This window comes from Mesorhizobium robiniae, from assembly GCF_040545535.1.
Taxonomy (GTDB): domain Bacteria; phylum Pseudomonadota; class Alphaproteobacteria; order Rhizobiales; family Rhizobiaceae; genus Mesorhizobium; species Mesorhizobium robiniae.
On the sequence record NZ_JBEPMC010000003.1, the window covers coordinates 279788 to 296518 of the forward strand.

Consider the following 16731-nt stretch of genomic DNA (forward strand, 5'->3'; position numbering starts at 1 on the left):
CGTCTACAGCGCCGCGCGTCCTTTTGGACGCGCACAGGACGCTGTAGCACTTTGGTGTTGCGCATGATCCTTTCCGAAAATCGATATTGATTTTCGGGGTCATGCGCCAGTCATAACGAAGGCTGAGGATCATGACCACGGTACAGGAAAAGCTATTTTGGACGTCGGGCCAAGGCTGGTTTTTGCGGCTGGCGCGTGGATTGGTACGACACATAGCCACGAAACGGGCTTATCTCGACATCAGGGAATTATCGCCACACCTCCAGCGCGACATGGGTTTTCTCGATGGCAACGATCCTTCCGGCCGGCGCAAATAGCCTTGCTGGATTTATCGCCAACTCAGATGCGCCGCGTGTCCTTGCGGACGCGCAAAGCACCTATTTCGGCGGACGATCCTTTCGAGGCTATGCGCCGGCCAGCAAAGCGGCGGCGGTCCGCTCGTCGGTGATGAGGCCATTGACCAAACGCCGGTTCACCGCCGCAAGGATGCCTGGCAGTTTCCGCTCGCCCATGGCGAGCGCGATCACCAGCGACTTTTCGCGCGATGGCAACGATGCCGAAGACACCCTGTCATTGGTGATGCCCTCGATCATCCGGCCTTCGCGATCGAACACCCAGCCAACGATTTCGGCGACGCCGCCCGCCTTCTGCAGCGCTTTCAGTTCACTTTCCGAAATGAAGCCGTCCTCATAAAGCGGCGCCTTCGGGCCGAGATCGCCGATGCCGACGAAGGTGACATCGGCCTCCGCGGCAAGTGCCAGCGTCGGTTGGATCATCGGTTGGCTGAGCAGCATCTCGCGTTCCTCCGGCGAGGAGGCGATGACCGGCAGCGGCATCGGGAAGGACCGCGCCTTGACCCTGTCGGCCATGGTGAAGATGACGTTGTAGAAAGCGGCCGAACCGTCCGGCGAGATGTTGCCGGTCAGCGACACGACCCTGTGCTGCGGACATTCCATCGGCGGCAGTTGCTCGATCGCCGCCTTCAGCGTGCGGCCGGTGCCGATAGCCATGACGATCGGCGTCGGCGACCGCAGCCGCCGCTCGATTTCGGCAGCCGCCGCCACGGCGACTCCGACGGTGGAGGAGGAAGCGGGATCGCTCGGCGCCACCTCGACCAAGTCGAGCGCGAAGCGCAATTTCAGCCGCGCGGCGAGGTCGAGGCAATTGGCGATCGGATGGTCGACACGCACCTTGATCAGCCCTTCCGAAACGGCCAGCGACACCAGCCGCTGCGCCGTCTGCCGCGAGATGCCCAGCGTCGAGGCGATCTGATCCTGCGTGTTGCCGGCAACATAATAGAGCCAGCCGGCGCGCGCTGCGTCGTCCAACCTGTTGCTGCCGCTGTCCTGTCGGGAATTCACGTCTCGCCTCCCAGCCCGTCGAACGTTTGAAACGGATTGTATAGTCTTGCAGGGAACGCGACTGCGCGCAATTGCCAATCATCAGAGCAATTGCTTGCATGTTTCTGACAAGACGAGAGAAGATTCGACCCGTGCCGGTATCGCCGACCGCGACCCGAAGGTTTATCTCGGAACACAAACGCCGTATGGGGATCGAGAAAGGATTCTTGCATGACGCCGAAAGCAGTTTTCTGGGACATGGACGGTACGCTGGTCGACAGCGAGCCGTTGCACGAGGCAGCACTTGTGGCGGCGCTGCACAGCGTCGGCATCGCGGCGCCGGCCAACCTGCATGAGCGGGTGCTTGGCATTGCCGCATGGCCGGTCTACGAGATGCTGCGCGACGAGTTCGGCCTCGACCTGCCTTTCGACGACTGGATCGTGCGCAAATACGACCATTATCTGCCGATGGCCGAGACGCTGAAGCCGCGCCCCGGCGCGATCGAGATCTACAACGAACTGCGCGCGCTTGGCGTGGCGCAAGCGGTGGTGTCCAATTCCGACCGGCTGATCGTCGACGCCAATCTGCGCATGGTCGGTCTTTTCTATCCCGGCATGAAGACGGTCAGCCGCAACGACGTGCGCGAAGGCAAGCCGCACGCCGAACCGTTCCTGCGTGCCGCCTGGCTGGCCGGGGTCGATCCGGCCGATGCCGTGGCCGTCGACGACAGCGTGACCGGCGCCACGGCGGGGCTGGCGGCGGGAATGAGAACGATCTTCTGGCCGGAAGCGCCCATGGAAGGACCGCCCGGCGCGATAAACATCAACAGCGCCGACGAATTGCGGGCGGAACTGGGGCTCTGAGCTGGCAACCCGGGATGAGAGCGTCCTTCTCCCCGCCGCTATACGGGGAGAAGGGGCTCTCTCAGTTCCGGTAAACGGGCTCCTGCTCGTCGAGGATCGCCTTCAATTCCGACAGGTGCCGTTCGGCCTGGCCGGGATAGTCTTCCTGTTCCTTTGCCGCCTTCTCTGCGATTTCGTCCGACAGGACGCGCAGCGGCCGGCCGGTCCACAGCGCCTTGATGTAGGTTTCGGCGGCGCGTTCGAAATAGAACATGCGGTTGAAAGTGTCGGCGACGGTGTCGCCGATGACCAGAACGCCATGGTTGCCCATGACCATCACCTTGACCTTGGGATCGGTGAGCAATTGCGAGCAGCGTTCGCCCTCCTCCTCGAAGGCGAGCCCGCCATAATGGCCGTCGACGACGTGGCGGTTGAAGAAGATCGCCGAGTTCTGGTCGATCGGCGGCAGCGTCGAATCGGCGAGCGAAGCGAGCACCGTGGCATGGATCGAGTGCACATGCATGACGCAGCGCGCATGACGCACATTGAGATGGATGGCGCCATGCAAGCCCCATGCCGTCGGGTCGGGCGCATTCGGGCCGGAGAGCGTATCGGGATCGTTGGCGTCGATCAGCAGCAGGTCGCTCGCCTTGATGCGCGAGAAATGCACCTGGTTGGGATTCATCAGGAATTGCGAACCGTCATCGTTGACGGCCAGCGAGAAATGATTGGCCACCGCCTCGTGCATGTTGAGCCGCGCCGTCCAGCGGAAGGCACAAGCCAGATCGACGCGCTCTTCGTAGAAGGGCAGGTTGGTCAGCGGTTCTTTCTGCAGGCGGGCGATGCTCATCGAAAACCTCCGTGAAAGAAGCAAGGATGCCGCGCGCCGCAGATGCGCGCAACCAGTTTCGTTTGGTGCAGGCGGGCGCCGTTGGCTTAAGCCGCAGTGCTTCTGGCGGCGTCGACCCTGAGCCCGCCATACTCGACGATAAAATCGATCACCTCCTGCAGGCCCTTGCCGCGCGACAGGTCGGTGAAGCCGAATGGCCGCTTGCCGCGCATGCGGGCGGCATCTGCCTCCATGACGTCGAGATTGACGTTCACATAGGGCGCGAGATCGCTCTTGTTGATGACCAGGAAGTCGGATCGGGTGATCGCCGGTCCTCCCTTGCGCGGGATCTCCTCGCCCTGGCAGACCGAGATGACATAGAGCGTCAGATCGGCGAGATCAGGCGAGAAGGTGGCGGCAAGGTTGTCGCCGCCGGATTCTATGAAGATGATGTCGAGATCTGGGAATTTCCTGTTCATCTCGGCGATCGCCTGCAGATTGATCGAGGCATCCTCGCGGATGGCCGTATGCGGGCAACCGCCGGTTTCGACACCGACAATGCGATCCTCGGGCAGCGCCTGAAGCCTGGCCAGCATCATGGCATCTTCCCTGGTGTAGATGTCGTTGGTGACGACGGCGATCGAGAATTCCTCGCGCAGCGCCTTGCAGAGCTTTTCGGTGAGCGTCGTCTTGCCGGAGCCGACGGGACCGCCGATGCCGATGCGAAGAGGACCGTTGGCTTGGGTCATGCGGGGAACTCCGTGATGGCAAGAATGGCGAAGCCGAGCCCTACAACCAAGCAGAGCGGTGAATAATAGCGTACATCGAACCGCGCGAAAGGCTGTTCCGGCGTCAGCCGGCGCCACCAGGGCGTGAAACCGGCAACGCCGCGCGCTAGGAAGACCAGCGCGATGAGCAGCGCTGTGGCGGCGAGCCCGGCCTTGGGAAAGGGCGTGGCAAAAATACCCTCGAGGGCCATCGGCCACAGTGTTGCCAGGCCGAGGCAAGCGGCGACGGCAAAACAGGCGAAGGGCGCCGGCATCTCGTCGACGCCGCGAAAGCCGACCACCGCGTGGGCGCAGGAGACAGTGTCCCTGCCCGGCCAGATGCCGCCAATGCCCCAATAGACATGGAGCGTGGTGATTAGCAGCAGGACGAGCGAGAGCGCGAAGGCGAGAATGATCATGAGCGGAACAATCGCGAATACTGGGTTTCGTGCTTCATCGCCATGATGTCGGAAACGAAGATGCAGCCGCCGAGATCGTCAAGGGTCGAGTTGGAAGCACGTGACGCCGTTTCCAGCGCCAGCGGCTCGAAGCCGGCGAGAAGCGCGGTTGCTCCGGTCTGACCGACGACGCCGAGCCTGATCGCGGCTTGGACAAGATTGGAGAAGAAGGTCTGCAGAAAGGCAGACAACGCGTCCTGCAGCGCGATGCCGTTGCCGCCGGCCACCGCGCCGACTGCGACGCAATAGGCGCATTCGGCCGGCAGACGGTCCAGCACCTGGCAGGGCCAGGCCGAAGCCGCCTTCAGGAAGGCCGCCCCTTGCAGGATGGTTTCAGTATGGCGCTCGCGTGAGCCGGCCAATGCCTCGGCGAGGGCCGCGATCTCATCGAGATCGCGGCCCTCGCGGGCGCGCCGCCAGCTCTCGGCAAACAGCACCGCGTCGTTCCAGCCCGAGCCCAGCTCGACCAGCGTCTCCAGCCATGCGGCGAGGTCTTTGCTGTCGGCGACCAGCCCGGCATGCACGGTTTGTTCCAGACCATGGCTGTAGGAAAAGCCGCCGACCGGGAAGGAAGGCGACAGCCACGCCATCAGCCGCAGCAGGGCGATGCCGGAAGGCTGGTCAGTCATGGTCATGATGATGGCTGTGGTGGCTGTGCGAGTGGGAATGCGATTCGCCATGGGTGTGGGAATGCGCTTCGGCATGGCTGTGTGCCTCGGCATGACCGGAATAGGCGCCGCGCACTGGCACGAACGGTTCGGAGACGTCGATGACCGTGGCGCCCAGCCCTTCCAGCATCGCCTTGATGACATGGTCGCGCAGGATGAGGATGCGGTTCGCCTCGATCCCCGCGGCAAGATGGCGATTGCCGATATGCCAGGCGAGTTCGGTCAGATGAACAGGGCTCAAGGCGCGGATGTCGTAGAGCGGCTCCTCCGCGGCGATGATCTCGACATGGCGGCCATCCTCAAGCACCAGCCGGTCGCGGTCGCCCAAAGCAACCGGCTCGGGCAGATCGACCAGTATCTTGTCGCCGCCTGAAGTCTCGATGGCGCGGCGGCGCAGGTGCCGCTCGTCATGGGCAAGCACGGCCCAATCATATGGCGTGACCGTTCCCGCTTCGCCGGCGGCGAGCACCGAAACGGCACGCGGGAATTTAGTGAAGTCGGTGCGGATATCGAGCTTCATGTAAAACCTGCCTTGTAAAAGCTTAGTCCATTCCAGGCATCGACCCAATGCCAGCGCATGACCCCGAAATCGAATTCGATTCCGGGAAGGATCATGTGCCAAACCAAGTTTCTACAGCGTCCTTCGCGCGTCCGAAAGGACGCGCGGCGCTGTAGTCAAACGATCGTGTCGAAGAGCCGCAGGATAAACGATATCTGATAGACCAGCGCGGCGGCGACAAAGGCGATGTGGAAGCGACGGTCGCTGACGAGGATCGCGATGACACAAAGCGCAACGAACACCGGGGTGCGGAACAAATATTCGACGCCGAAGCGAGCAAAATGCTCGGGCCCTTTCAGCAGCGTATCGATCACGTCGAGCAGATAAGTCGCCGCCAGCAGGCCGAAGAACCAGGCGCGGCGCGAGTAGAAAAAATCCTCGTAGCTGGTGTAGTCCAGCATCGAGTCCGGAAACAGCAGCGCGCAGAGCAGGAACAGCGTGACCGCGTAGAAGATGATGAACAGGTACTTGCCGAAGGTCCAGGTCTCGATCTGGAACAGACCGAACTCCCACCACCAGAAATGCACCAGCATCAAAAGCACCGACGCAACCCAGGCCAGATGCACGGGATAGAGCCGGTATTGGCCTGGATGCTGGACAATGCGGGCCACCCCGGACAGCAGCCGTGTGACGCCAAGCCCGATCACCATGCCCAAGATGATGCGGATGTGCGGGAAGATGTCGTGGGCGTAGGGGAGTTGCTGGTTCATGGGCCCTGGGCGGCATGTTCTGCGTCAGCTATAGCGCCGATGGATCAGAACAAAAAGTACCTCTGCGCCATCGGCAGCACCGTGGCCGGCTCGCAGGTGAGTAGTTCGCCGTCGGCGCGAACCTCATAGGTTTCAGGGTCGACCTCGACATGCGGGGTGGCGTCATTGAGCACCATCGAATGCTTGCCGATGCCGCCGCGGGTGTTCTCGACCGCGACCATCTGCTTGTCGACGCCGAGCCTGCCGCGCAGGCCGGCATCGAGCGCCGCCTTGGAAACGAAGGTTACCGACGAATTGGTCATCGCCTTGCCATAGGCGCCGAACATCGGCCGGTAGTGCATCGGCTGCGGCGTCGGGATCGAGGCGTTGGGGTCGCCCATAGGGGCGGCGGCGATCGTGCCGCCGATCAGCACCATGTCAGGCTTGACGCCAAAGAAGGCCGGGTTCCACAGCACAAGGTCGGCGCGCTTGCCGACCGCCACCGAGCCGATCTCGTTCGACAGACCATGCGCGATGGCCGGGTTGATCGTGTATTTGGCGATGTAGCGGCGGACGCGGAAATTGTCGTTGTCGCCGGTTTCCTGCGGCAGCGAACCGCGCTGGCGCTTCATCTTGTCGGCGGTCTGCCAGGTGCGGATCGCCACCTCGCCGACACGGCCCATGGCCTGGCTGTCCGACGAGATGATCGAGAAGGCGCCAATGTCGTGCAAAATATCCTCGGCGGCGATGGTCTCCTTGCGGATGCGGCTTTCGGCAAAGGCGATGTCTTCGGGGATCGATGGCGACAGATGATGACAGACCATCAACATGTCGAGATGCTCGGCCAGCGTGTTGACGGTGTAGGGCCGGGTCGGATTGGTCGAGGACGGAATGACATTGGGCAGGCCGCAAACCTTGATGATGTCAGGCGCATGGCCACCGCCGGCACCTTCGGTGTGGAAGGCGTGGATGGTGCGGCCCTTGATCGCCGCGACCGTGTTCTCGACAAAGCCGGACTCGTTCAGCGTGTCGGTGTGGATCATCACCTGCACGTCGTAATCGTCGGCTACCGACAGGCAGCAGTCGATCGCCGCAGGCGTCGTGCCCCAATCCTCGTGCAGTTTGAGCGAACAGGCACCGCCCAGCACCATTTCTTCAAGCGCAGCCGGCAAGGACGCGTTGCCCTTGCCCGACAGGCCGATGTTCATCGGGAAGGCGTCGAAGGACTGGATCATGCGCGCCATGTGCCACGGCCCCGGCGTGCAGGTGGTCGCCAGCGTGCCATGCGCCGGCCCGGTGCCGCCGCCGAGCATGGTGGTGATGCCGGACATCAACGCTTCCTCGATCTGCTGCGGGCAAATGAAGTGGATATGCGCGTCGAAGCCGCCGGCGGTGAGGATCTTGCCTTCGCCGGCAATGATCTCGGTGCCGGGGCCGATGATGATGGTGACGCCGTTCTGCATATCCGGATTGCCGGCCTTGCCGATCGCGGCGATGCGGCCGCCCTTGAGGCCGATATCGGCCTTGAAGATGCCTGAGGCGTCGACGACCAGCGCATTGGTGATGACGGTGTCGACCGCGCCCTGGGCACGGGACACCTGGCTCTGGCCCATGCCGTCGCGGATGACCTTGCCGCCGCCGAATTTCACCTCTTCGCCATGGAGGGTGAAATCCTTTTCGACCTCGATGAACAGCTCGGTGTCGGCAAGCCGCACCTTGTCGCCGACGGTCGGGCCGTACATCTGGGCATAGGCGGCGCGGGTGATTCTAGCCATCGGCAATTGCTCCTGAAATACGACCCAAAATACAGCCTGTCGAAGCCCGGCCCCACATTGTCGCCATCCTATGGTCACGCAATGACCCGCTGGGCGACACTTTCCGATCCCATTTAGCGTTTGAGGTGGCCGGGTCACCCCAAAACGACCGTTTGCCACTCGATGGAAAGGAAGATCCATGCGCAAAACGATAAGTCTCGCAGCCGCCGCCACCCTCTTGCTCGCGACCGCTGCCAGCGCCCAGCAACAGCCTGCGCCGCAACCCAGTGAGCCGCCGGCTTCGCCCGCTCCCGCGGCGCCCGGCGCTCAACCGCAAGCGCCGGCGCCGGCGATTCAGTCCGTCAACGTCGTCGACATCGAAGAACTGCCCAAGGAAACGCAGACGAAGGTCAACGACGTGATCGCCAAGCGCGGCGAGGACGGCCTGCAGAAATTGCGCAGCTCGATCGACGCGACGCCCCAGGTCAAGTCCGCGCTCGAAGCCAAGGGTTTGACCTCGGCGCAAGTGATCGCCGCCAGCATGGACACGAATGGCGCGCTGACCTTGATCACCAAGAAAGCAAGCTGACGATGCGCTATGGCGGGCCGGCACAAGGCCGGCCTGCCGCATCGGGGAGGGAACCTTCGCAGGACGGAATACGTTTCGACTTTTTGGCCTAGAAACGAGTCTCGAAAGAGGCTCTGAGAGCGAGCGATGGCGATCACCACCTTCCCCGATACCAGATGGCTCCACATGATTGCCGCAACTGCCTTTCTCGCGGCGAGTGTTCCCCATGCCGCGCTGAATGCGCAGGGGCTTGAAGGCCCTGATAGCCCTGATACCGTCAACAGGATCATCGGCTCGGACGTCGGCCAGGAAGAGACCAACACGACCGTGGAAGCCGGCAAAGTCGCTACGGCGATAGATCGGACGCGTGAAAACATCGGCGCGGTGCGCAAGACATCCAAGCTCGACAAGGTCGATATCGTGTTCCTCACCGATGCCGCGCGCACGGAAGGCGGTCCGCCGCCGGAGATCGAGACCAAGGTCAAGGAACATCAGGAAGACATTGCGGAACTGCGCAAGGAGATCGAGGCGAACGCATTGCTGTTCAACGCCATCGACTCTCGACGCGTGCTGACCGAAGACGTTCTCGCCGTGGAATTCGACGATCCCGGAAAGGTCGTCATCTACGCGGCGGCCAAGCCGCCCAGCTGAGCTGAACTTGCTCGACGCCTTGGATATCACAGCGCGCCCATGATCTTCTGCTGAAACCCATAGACCTCGCGCTTGCCGCCGAGCGGCACCAAAGTGACGTCGCGCTCCTGGCCGGGCTCGAAGCGCATTGCCGTGCCGGCGGCGATGTCGAGGCGCATGCCCCGCGCCTTCTCGCGATCGAATTTCAACCCCTCATTGGTCTCGAAGAAGTGGTAGTGGCTGCCGACCTGGATCGGCCGGTCGCCGCTATTGGCCACTTTCATGGTGACGGTCGGCTGGCCCTTGTTCAGTTCGATCTCGCCGCCTGCCGTGATGATTTCGCCCGGGATCATCGCCCGCCTCACAAGACGCCGAAGGCGAGGCCGGCACCAACGGCCGCACAGGCGCCGCCAGCGGCGCGGGCAAGGCCTGGGAACCTGATGCCGAGGCCGAGGCCGGCAGCGAGGCCGGCGGCATGGAGCAGCGCGGTGGCGGCGGCAAAGCCGGCCATGTATTCGAGCCCGCCGGCGTTTTCAGGCACCTCGGTGCCATGGGCGTGACCGTGGAACAGCGCGAACAGGCCGAGGATGGCGACGCCGGCCGAAACCGGAAGATCGACCGCGAGCGCGACCAGCAGCCCCAACGCCACGACGGACGCCAATATGCCCGGCTCGACGAACGGCACCGGCACTTGCAGCATGCCGAGCGCGCCGCCCGCCAGCATGACGCCGACGAAAGCGAGCGGCCAGGCAACAACCGCCTTGCCGCCCTTGAGCGCCGCCCACAACCCGACCGCGATCATCACCATCATGTGGTCGAGGCCGGAAAGCGGATGCATGAAGCCGGCTGACAAGGACGAGGGCGTGCCGATGCCGACATGGGCATAAGCGGGCATGGCGGCGGCGAGAAGCAGGATCGCTGGGAGAGACGTGCGTTTGATGGTTGCGGGGATCATCTGTATGCCTTCCGTTGTCAGGATCGAGCCGTCACGCGGCATTGCGGGCCGGGGCGCAGCCTTCGGCCTTGAGGACGCGCCTTGTCGAGGCGGGATATTTCTTCAGCATCGCTGCCGGCCGGATCGGCCGCACCGAGAAATTGCCGCCGCAATTTGGGCAGACGCCGCCCAGCACCTTGTCCGCGCAATCGGCGCAGAAGGTGCATTCGAAGGTGCAGATCAGCGCATCCGTCGTCTCGGGCGGCAGGTCCTTGTCGCAGCATTCGCAATTTGGGCGCAGCTCAAACATTTTCCTCTCCTCACCTTATCGGCCTCACCTTATCGGCTCGTGCACGGTTACCAGCTTGGTGCCGTCGGGAAACGTCGCTTCGACCTGGACGTCATGGATCATCTCGGCGATGCCCTCCATCACCTGCGCGCGGGTGACGACGTGGGCGCCGGCCTCCATCAGCTCGGCGACCGGGCGGCCGTCGCGGGCGCCCTCGACGACGAAGTCGGTGATCAGCGCGATCGCTTCCGGGTGGTTGAGCTTGACGCCGCGTTCGAGCCGCTTGCGCGCCACAATCGCCGCCATGGCGATGAGCAGCTTATCCTTTTCCCTTGGCGTCAGGTTCATGCGTTTCCCTAGGATGGCGTAAACAAGATTGGCGTAATCACCAGTGGCGTAATCGGAATCAGAGTGACCATAATTTGGGCAGACCCGCCCGTCCGTTGAGCAATTCGACAAGCGGAACCAGCCGCTTGCGGAGCTGGTAGCCGTCCTCGGCAAACAGCCTCGCAAGAAGCTTGCCAGATTTCTTCACATTCCAGACGCTGGCGTCGCCCTGGCCGCCGATGATGTGCCGGGCCGGATCGAGCAAAGCCTCCACCCGCGGCGAGATCATCAGCACCGTCGCCAGGGCGATGGCGCCGCCGGCCACCGCTGAACGGCCCAAAGTGGCCGCAATACCGGGCCCGATGCGGAAATCCTCGGCATGAACGAGCGCTCCGTCCTGGCTGACGCGCCAGCGGTCGTGGAAACTGCCCTGCGCGGCGCGTTCGCCCATGGCAAGGCGGCCGAAGACGGTTGCCTCGAGCACCAGCGCCTCGGCGCCGGCGGCAAGCTCCAGGTCGAGCCTGCGGGCAAAGGCCGATCGATCAAAGACGATCGTTTCCTGCGGCAGCCAGGCGATTCGGCCGTCCGCGCCGACAATCAGCTTCACCCGCACCTCGGCGCGATCGGACGCGGCGCGGTAGACCTTCTCGCAGGCCTGGGTCGTGATGGAGGCGGAGGCGCCGGCGCCGACATGGACCTCCCAGCCGAGGCGGTCGCCGCCGGTCAGCCCGCCGGCCGTGTTGATCAAGACGGCTTCGAGCGGATCGGTGGAGACGGCCGGCATGCGGATCTTGGCGGAACCATCCTGATAGAGGCGCCGAAGACGCGTGCGGCCGCCGGTCCTGTCGCAGGCAAGCTGCGCCATTCCGGCGACGCGCTGGGCCGGCAGCGCCGAGGTCAGGCCATGTTCGATCGTGTCCACAGCGCCAACGTTAAGCACAGCGGCGGCTTTGTCGATATATAGCTTGTTGCTTGACAACGTTTCGGTTTCTATAGAGGGAGCCACCTTGGTACTGTCACGCAGCGCCTGACGGGGTAGAAGGCGCGATGACGATTTGAATCCGGAAAAAGGGGCGCTGATCAGTCGGCGTCGAGAAACGACAAGGTTGGGGAAGGAACCGAATGGCTGACCAGCTGGCAACAGACATCATCGCGAAGATCAAGGCTCATGCCGAGCCCGGTGGCGAAGAAATCACCACCAATACCGAACTGACCTCGCTTGGCATCCATTCGCTGGAACTGACGGAGATCATCTTCGACCTCGAGGAACAGTACGACATCGAGATCGAGATGAACACGGTCGATGCCTGGAGCAACCTGAAGAACGTCGGCGACATGGTCGAGGCGGTTCGCGCGCTGATCGCGAAAAAAGCCTGACTGAATGCACAAGCGCATCGTCATTACCGGCATCGGCGGCATCTGCGGGCTCGGCACCGATGTGCCCGCGATCTGGGGCGAGATGCGCGCCGGCCGTTCGGCCATCGGTCCGATCGTCAATTCGGAACTGTATGACCTGAAAGTCAGGGTCGGCTGCGAAATCAAGGCGCTTCCCGATCACGGCATCGACCGCAAGCAGGTCGTGTCGATGGACCGCTTCAGCCTTTTGGCGACGATCGCCGCACGGGAGGCCGCGCAACAAGCCGGGCTGACCTCGCACGCAGCCAACACCTACAGGATGGGAACCATCGTGGGCGTCGGCGTCTGCGGCTGGGAAGCAATCGAAGAGAGCTATCGCGCCATCCTGCTCGAAGGCAAGAACCGCGCCGGCATCTTCACCGTGCCGAAAGTCATGCCTGGGGCGGCGGCCGGCCATGTCAGCATGAATCTCGGCTTGCGTGGACCGGTTTTCGGTATCACCTCGGCCTGCGCTTCGTCCAATCACGCGATCGCCTCGGCGGTCGACCAGATCAGGCTCGGCCGCGCCGATATCATGATCGCCGGCGGCACCGATGCGCCGCTGGTCTGGGGCATCCTGAAAGGCTGGGAGGCGCTGCGGGTGCTGGCACCCGACACGTGCCGGCCGTTTTCGGCCGATCGCCAGGGTCTGGTGCTCGGCGAAGGCGCCGGCATGGCGGTTCTGGAAACCTATGAGCATGCGGTGGCGCGCGGGGCCACAATTCTCGCTGAAATCGCCGGGGTCGGCGTTTCCGGCGATGCCTCCGACATCGTCGCGCCGACCATCGAAGGGCCGGAAGCGGCGATGCGCTTCTGCCTCGTCGACGGCGGGCTCAATCCGGAAGACATCGACTATCTCAATGCGCATGGCACCGGCACCAAGGCCAACGATCAGATCGAGACGGCGGCGATCAAGCGCGTCTTCGGCGATCATGCCCACAGGCTTTCCATCTCGTCGACCAAATCGATGCACGCCCACTGTCTCGGCGCGTCGGGCGCCCTGGAGTTGATCGCCTGCATCATGGCGATCCGCGACGGCATCGTGCCGCCGACGGCCAATTTTCGCGAGGCCGATGCCGATTGCGATCTCGACATCACGCCGAACGAGGCGCGCGAGCGCAACGTACGCGTTGCGATGAGCAACAGCTTCGCCTTCGGCGGCACCAACGCGGTGCTGGCGGTCAAGGCGATCTGACCGCAGGTGGTTCACGGCTGGTTGCCCGGGCACGGCGAGACTTTTCACCCGTCATATTGATCGGGCCATCCGTCGCGCTTAATTCTCAGCGATCCGCCCCTCCCGCTTGCGCGCAAAAAATCCCCGCCAAGGAGTTTTCGATGACCGACCTGTCCGCCTTTCCGATCGCCACGCGCTGGCCGGCCAGCCACCCCGACCGCATCCAGCTCTATTCGTATCCAACGCCGAACGGCGTGAAGGTGTCGATCGCGCTGGAGGAACTCGGCCTGCCATATGAGGCGCACGCGGTGAACATCGGCAAGAACGAAAGCTGGACGCCGGAATTCCTGTCACTGAACCCCAACGGCAAGATACCGGCGATGATCGATCCGAACGGTCCGGGCGGCAGGCCGATCGGGCTGTTCGAATCCGGCGCCATACTGCTCTATCTCAGCGACAAGACCGGCAAGCTGATCCCGGCCGACCCGGTGCGGCGCTACGAAACGATCCAGTGGGTGTTCTTCCAGATGGCGGCGATCGGCCCGATGTTCGGCCAGGTCGGCTTCTTCCACAAATTCGCCGGGCGCGAGATCGCCGACAAGCGGCCGCTGGAGCGCTATCGCGACGAATCGCGGCGGCTGATCGGCGTGCTCGAGACGCGGCTGAAGGGCCGCAGCTGGATCATGGACGACGACTACACCATCGCCGATATCTCGATGCTGGGCTGGGTGCGCAATTTGATCGGCTTCTATGAGGCGCGGGACCTTGTCGGCTTCGACGATTTTCCCAATGTCGCGGCATGGTTGGAACGCGGCCTTGCCCGGCCGGCGGTGCAAAGGGGCCTCGACATTCCCGCGCGGGGTTGACTGGCGGTAACCGGTAGAGCCGCACAAAGGGGCGGTTTATTTCGCCTTGGGTTTGGGTTTCGAGCCGCTCTTGCCCATGACGGAAGCGGCCAGTGATGCGGCGCCCCTGGCGGTGGCGACAACCGCACCGGCCGCGACATTGGCCGTCGTTTTGACCGTGCGCATGGCGCTGTCTGCCATCGAGCTGCCGCCGCTTGCCGATTTCCTCGGCTTGGCCGGTTTTGCCGTTGATTTGGCTGTGGCCTGGCTCACTTTCTTCGGTGCCGCCTTGCCAAAAGTAGGCTTTGCCGCATCCTTGGAGCGCGCCGCGACTGCCGGGCCGGCGCCTGTCTTTGATTGAGTTGCCTTTGATCGAGTCGCCTTGCCCTTGGCAGGCGCAGGCTTTCTTGCCATGGTAGCCATTGAACGTTTCCCTCATGTCAGCATCATTGCCGTATCTGAGACAACGGCCGGAAAGTCCTAAGGTTCCGGCGGGGCCGCCCTGCCCGGATCAGGCTTGATCGCCGATCACCAGATCGGCGGGGCGCCGGCGGGCAAGCACGCGGTCGATATTCGGCATGTCGTTGGAGGCGATCCAGGCGCGGGCGTCCTCGTCGGAGCGGCCATGCTCGTGCCATCGCTCAAGCAGCCGGCGCTCGAGCTCGGCGCGCGTCACGCCGATGAAGATCGAGAAATCGAACAGCGGCGCCAGTCGCGACCAGGGTTCCTCGTCGAGCAGGAGATAATTGCCTTCGACCAGGATGAACTTGGTATCGGCGGCGATGATCGAGGCGGCGGCGCGCGACAATTCCATGCTGCGGTCGAACACCGGAATGGCGATGTCAGGCTCGCCCGCGCGGATGCGCTTCAGCAGGGTTTCGAAGCCGGCAAAGTCAAAGGTTTCCGGAGCGCCTTTTCGCGCGCGCAGGCCGCGCCGCTCGAGCACGACATCGTCGTAATGGAAGCCGTCCATCGGCACGATCTCGGCCGCGCCCTCCGGCAGCAGTTCATGCAAGCGGGCCGAAAGCGTCGACTTGCCGGCGCCCGGAGGACCGGCGATGGCAACGACGAAACGCTGCGCCTTGCCGGCGCGCTTGAAGATGGTGGCGGCGAGATGAGCGGTCTCGGACATCGGAGCCTTTCTGGCTGATCGACCGCATTTTGCCGATAGTTCGCGGAAATTTCAAACGCCGGATTGGCGTTGTCCAGGGTAGTCGCTTCCAGCAGTGATCGCTTGCTACTCGTGTAGAAGACCGACCAATTGTCGAGGTCGCTGCCGCCCCTCATTGCCCTGCCGGGCATTTCTCCCCGTATAGTGACGGGGAGAAAGAGCTGGCCGCTACGTTGGCGCCCTTCCTGCAACACTGGTGATTGGCGAAACCATCGATGAGAGCGCCCCTCTCCCCGTCACTATACGGGGAGAGGATGCCGGCAGGCAGGTGAGGGGCAGCGCAAACGCTGGCAATGAGCGATCGCCCAGGGCAAACCAATCAGACAGGCACGGCTTGGCCAATCCGCAGGAAATCGCTGTCGAAAGCGACATTCCGCACCGAACCATCGGCAGCCGTAAGGCGCATCCGTCCCTGCGCGGTCGCAACGTCGCGCGGCGCCTCGCCGCCGGATAAGGGCAGGGCGCCGATGACGTGGCGGAACGAGACGCTGCGGCCTTCGCCAAGGGCAAAGGCGGTCGCCACGCCTTCCCGCTTCAGCCAGTTGTCGCCCAGCGAGGCGGCATGGCCGAGCGCCGTGCGGCCGTCCTCGATGCCGAGCACGCCGCGATGGCGGCCGCTCCATGGCGCGTAGTCGCGCCCGCCATTGCTGACCCACAGCATGGTGACCGGCAGCTCGGCCGGGTTCTTCAGCACCAGAACGAGATCGGCTTCGGCCTTTCGCGCCAGTGCGGTCCAGCCCGGCCCGTCATGGTCGGCCTCAACCAGCGTGACGAAATCCTCTCGGCTCTGGTCCATGCGATAGTCGGTCAGGTCGAGCGTGCCGCCACCGGCGGTGGGAAAGCGCGTCAGGTCAGTGGAACGCGAGGGATAGGCCAGGAGAGAACGGCCGCGGGCCGGATCGGGCTCCAGCGAGTCGTCCGGCGTTGCGGCAAACCGCTTCGGCGAAAAGGCGAGCCTGCCACCGTCCTTCATCACCGTCATCGGATGATGAGCGACGGAAATCGCGCCGGAACCGCCGGAAAAAACATGCTCCTGGTAGAGGAAGGGATGGTCGTCGCGCAGCGTGAGTATCTTGTCGACCGTCGCGCCCATGACTTTGCGCTGCAGTCTGAAAACGGCGCGCCAACCATCGACCGTCGCCTCGGAGGCGACGACGTCCCACGGGCTGTTGGCCGGCCAGCCATGCAGGGGTGCTTCTTCGACATCGCTGCGCGAAAACGGCGCGCAGAGAAAATCGCCGGACAGGCGAACAGTGCCGGCGGGCAGGTCTTGCGGCAGCGTTTCGCGCGGCTCGTCGATCCACGGCGCGCGATGCAGCGGCCGCAACTGGCGCCCGTCGACATCGACTGCCATGTCGGCGAGATGGCCGACGGTGAGATCGACCGTCACCGAAATGCCTTTTGCATTGATCGTCAGCGTTTCCATGGCGCACCTCGTGATTCTGTCGGCGCCAGCAAAACCTGCATGTGCCGGTTGCGCAAGCCGCGTGG

23 protein-coding genes are annotated in these 16731 nt (G+C 63.6%); 7 read left to right on the forward strand and 16 right to left on the reverse strand.

From position 1 onward, the window contains the following. Window positions 1–404 precede the first annotated feature (404 nt). Window positions 405–1361, reverse strand: coding sequence for a sugar-binding transcriptional regulator (locus tag ABID19_RS09480; RefSeq protein ID WP_354489936.1), 957 nt, complete (start codon window positions 1359–1361; stop codon window positions 405–407). Window positions 1362–1571: 210 nt separating this feature from the next. Here ABID19_RS09480 and ABID19_RS09485 point away from each other — a divergent pair, with 210 nt between their 5' ends. Then, window positions 1572–2204 (forward strand): HAD family hydrolase, encoded by a 633-nt coding sequence (locus tag ABID19_RS09485; RefSeq protein WP_354489938.1) that lies wholly within the window; start codon window positions 1572–1574, stop codon window positions 2202–2204. Between the two features lie 61 nt (window positions 2205–2265). On the opposite strand, the gene ABID19_RS09490 is transcribed toward ABID19_RS09485, so the two are convergent. From ABID19_RS09490 to ureC, 7 genes are all read right to left on the reverse strand, one after another. Continuing rightward, a complete protein-coding gene (locus ABID19_RS09490; RefSeq protein WP_354489940.1) occupies window positions 2266–3033 on the reverse strand; it encodes a class II aldolase and adducin N-terminal domain-containing protein in 768 nt (255 codons plus the stop codon). 86 nt (window positions 3034–3119) lie between these two features. Then, a complete protein-coding gene (ureG, locus tag ABID19_RS09495; RefSeq protein ID WP_354489942.1) occupies window positions 3120–3761 on the reverse strand; it encodes an urease accessory protein UreG in 642 nt (213 codons plus the stop codon). Continuing rightward, entirely contained in the window at window positions 3758–4198 is a 441-nt protein-coding gene (locus tag ABID19_RS09500; RefSeq protein ID WP_354489944.1) for a DUF3995 domain-containing protein, read from the reverse strand. Before ABID19_RS09500 ends, ureG begins: the two co-directional genes overlap by 4 nt. After that, window positions 4195–4866, reverse strand: coding sequence for an urease accessory protein UreF (locus tag ABID19_RS09505; protein ID WP_354490655.1), 672 nt, complete (start codon window positions 4864–4866; stop codon window positions 4195–4197). The genes ABID19_RS09500 and ABID19_RS09505 overlap by 4 nt, the downstream gene beginning before the upstream one ends. Continuing rightward, window positions 4859–5425 carry an urease accessory protein UreE gene (locus ABID19_RS09510; protein ID WP_354489945.1) on the reverse strand — a complete coding sequence of 189 codons (567 nt, stop codon included), beginning with the start codon at window positions 5423–5425 and terminating at the stop codon, window positions 4859–4861. The genes ABID19_RS09505 and ABID19_RS09510 overlap by 8 nt, the downstream gene beginning before the upstream one ends. A 155-nt stretch (window positions 5426–5580) precedes the next feature. After that, window positions 5581–6174 (reverse strand): hypothetical protein, encoded by a 594-nt coding sequence (locus tag ABID19_RS09515; RefSeq protein WP_354489946.1) that lies wholly within the window; start codon window positions 6172–6174, stop codon window positions 5581–5583. A gap of 44 nt (window positions 6175–6218) precedes the next feature. After that, on the reverse strand, window positions 6219–7928 hold the full coding sequence (gene ureC / locus ABID19_RS09520) for an urease subunit alpha (protein WP_354489947.1): 1710 nt from the start codon (window positions 7926–7928) through the stop codon (window positions 6219–6221). A gap of 178 nt (window positions 7929–8106) precedes the next feature. Between ureC and ABID19_RS09525 the strand changes: the two genes are divergently transcribed. Further along, a complete protein-coding gene (locus ABID19_RS09525) occupies window positions 8107–8496 on the forward strand; it encodes a hypothetical protein (protein ID WP_354489949.1) in 390 nt (129 codons plus the stop codon). 126 nt (window positions 8497–8622) lie between these two features. Next, window positions 8623–9126 carry a hypothetical protein gene (locus tag ABID19_RS09530; RefSeq protein WP_354489950.1) on the forward strand — a complete coding sequence of 168 codons (504 nt, stop codon included), beginning with the start codon at window positions 8623–8625 and terminating at the stop codon, window positions 9124–9126. 26 nt (window positions 9127–9152) lie between these two features. Here ABID19_RS09530 and ABID19_RS09535 read toward each other — a convergent pair whose 3' ends face one another. The 5 genes from ABID19_RS09535 to ABID19_RS09555 are packed head-to-tail and all read right to left on the reverse strand — an operon-like array spanning window position 9153 to window position 11520. After that, a complete protein-coding gene (locus tag ABID19_RS09535; protein WP_354489952.1) occupies window positions 9153–9458 on the reverse strand; it encodes an urease subunit beta in 306 nt (101 codons plus the stop codon). Window positions 9459–9466: 8 nt separating this feature from the next. Further along, a complete protein-coding gene (locus ABID19_RS09540) occupies window positions 9467–10060 on the reverse strand; it encodes a HupE/UreJ family protein (protein WP_354489953.1) in 594 nt (197 codons plus the stop codon). A gap of 31 nt (window positions 10061–10091) precedes the next feature. Next, window positions 10092–10349: a DUF1272 domain-containing protein gene (locus ABID19_RS09545; protein ID WP_354489955.1), complete on the reverse strand. Its 258-nt coding sequence runs from the start codon at window positions 10347–10349 to the stop codon at window positions 10092–10094. A gap of 24 nt (window positions 10350–10373) precedes the next feature. Next, entirely contained in the window at window positions 10374–10676 is a 303-nt protein-coding gene (locus tag ABID19_RS09550) for an urease subunit gamma (protein ID WP_023693076.1), read from the reverse strand. A gap of 58 nt (window positions 10677–10734) precedes the next feature. Then, window positions 10735–11520 carry an urease accessory protein UreD gene (locus ABID19_RS09555; RefSeq protein ID WP_435528712.1) on the reverse strand — a complete coding sequence of 262 codons (786 nt, stop codon included), beginning with the start codon at window positions 11518–11520 and terminating at the stop codon, window positions 10735–10737. A 257-nt stretch (window positions 11521–11777) separates the two neighbouring features. Here ABID19_RS09555 and ABID19_RS09560 point away from each other — a divergent pair, with 257 nt between their 5' ends. From ABID19_RS09560 to ABID19_RS09570, 3 genes are all read left to right on the forward strand, one after another. Beyond that, window positions 11778–12032 carry an acyl carrier protein gene (locus ABID19_RS09560; protein ID WP_354489957.1) on the forward strand — a complete coding sequence of 85 codons (255 nt, stop codon included), beginning with the start codon at window positions 11778–11780 and terminating at the stop codon, window positions 12030–12032. Between the two features lie 4 nt (window positions 12033–12036). Next, window positions 12037–13245: a beta-ketoacyl-[acyl-carrier-protein] synthase family protein gene (locus ABID19_RS09565; protein ID WP_354489959.1), complete on the forward strand. Its 1209-nt coding sequence runs from the start codon at window positions 12037–12039 to the stop codon at window positions 13243–13245. Between the two features lie 140 nt (window positions 13246–13385). Further along, window positions 13386–14090 (forward strand): glutathione S-transferase family protein, encoded by a 705-nt coding sequence (locus ABID19_RS09570; RefSeq protein WP_354489960.1) that lies wholly within the window; start codon window positions 13386–13388, stop codon window positions 14088–14090. A 36-nt stretch (window positions 14091–14126) separates the two neighbouring features. Here the strand turns inward: ABID19_RS09570 and ABID19_RS09575 are convergent, their stop codons facing one another. After that, on the reverse strand, window positions 14127–14255 hold the full coding sequence (locus ABID19_RS09575; protein ID WP_352927304.1) for a hypothetical protein: 129 nt from the start codon (window positions 14253–14255) through the stop codon (window positions 14127–14129). Between ABID19_RS09575 and ABID19_RS09580 the strand changes: the two genes are divergently transcribed. Then, complete coding sequence (locus tag ABID19_RS09580; protein ID WP_354489962.1) at window positions 14242–14430, forward strand: hypothetical protein; 189 nt, start codon at window positions 14242–14244, stop codon at window positions 14428–14430. The genes ABID19_RS09575 and ABID19_RS09580 overlap by 14 nt on opposite strands. Before the next feature lie 150 nt (window positions 14431–14580). On the opposite strand, the gene ABID19_RS09585 is transcribed toward ABID19_RS09580, so the two are convergent. Together ABID19_RS09585 and ABID19_RS09590 are read right to left on the reverse strand one after the other, a co-directional pair. Continuing rightward, on the reverse strand, window positions 14581–15201 hold the full coding sequence (locus tag ABID19_RS09585; RefSeq protein WP_354489964.1) for a nucleoside triphosphate hydrolase: 621 nt from the start codon (window positions 15199–15201) through the stop codon (window positions 14581–14583). A gap of 358 nt (window positions 15202–15559) precedes the next feature. Then, window positions 15560–16666: a hypothetical protein gene (locus tag ABID19_RS09590; protein ID WP_354489965.1), complete on the reverse strand. Its 1107-nt coding sequence runs from the start codon at window positions 16664–16666 to the stop codon at window positions 15560–15562. Window positions 16667–16731 lie beyond the last annotated feature (65 nt).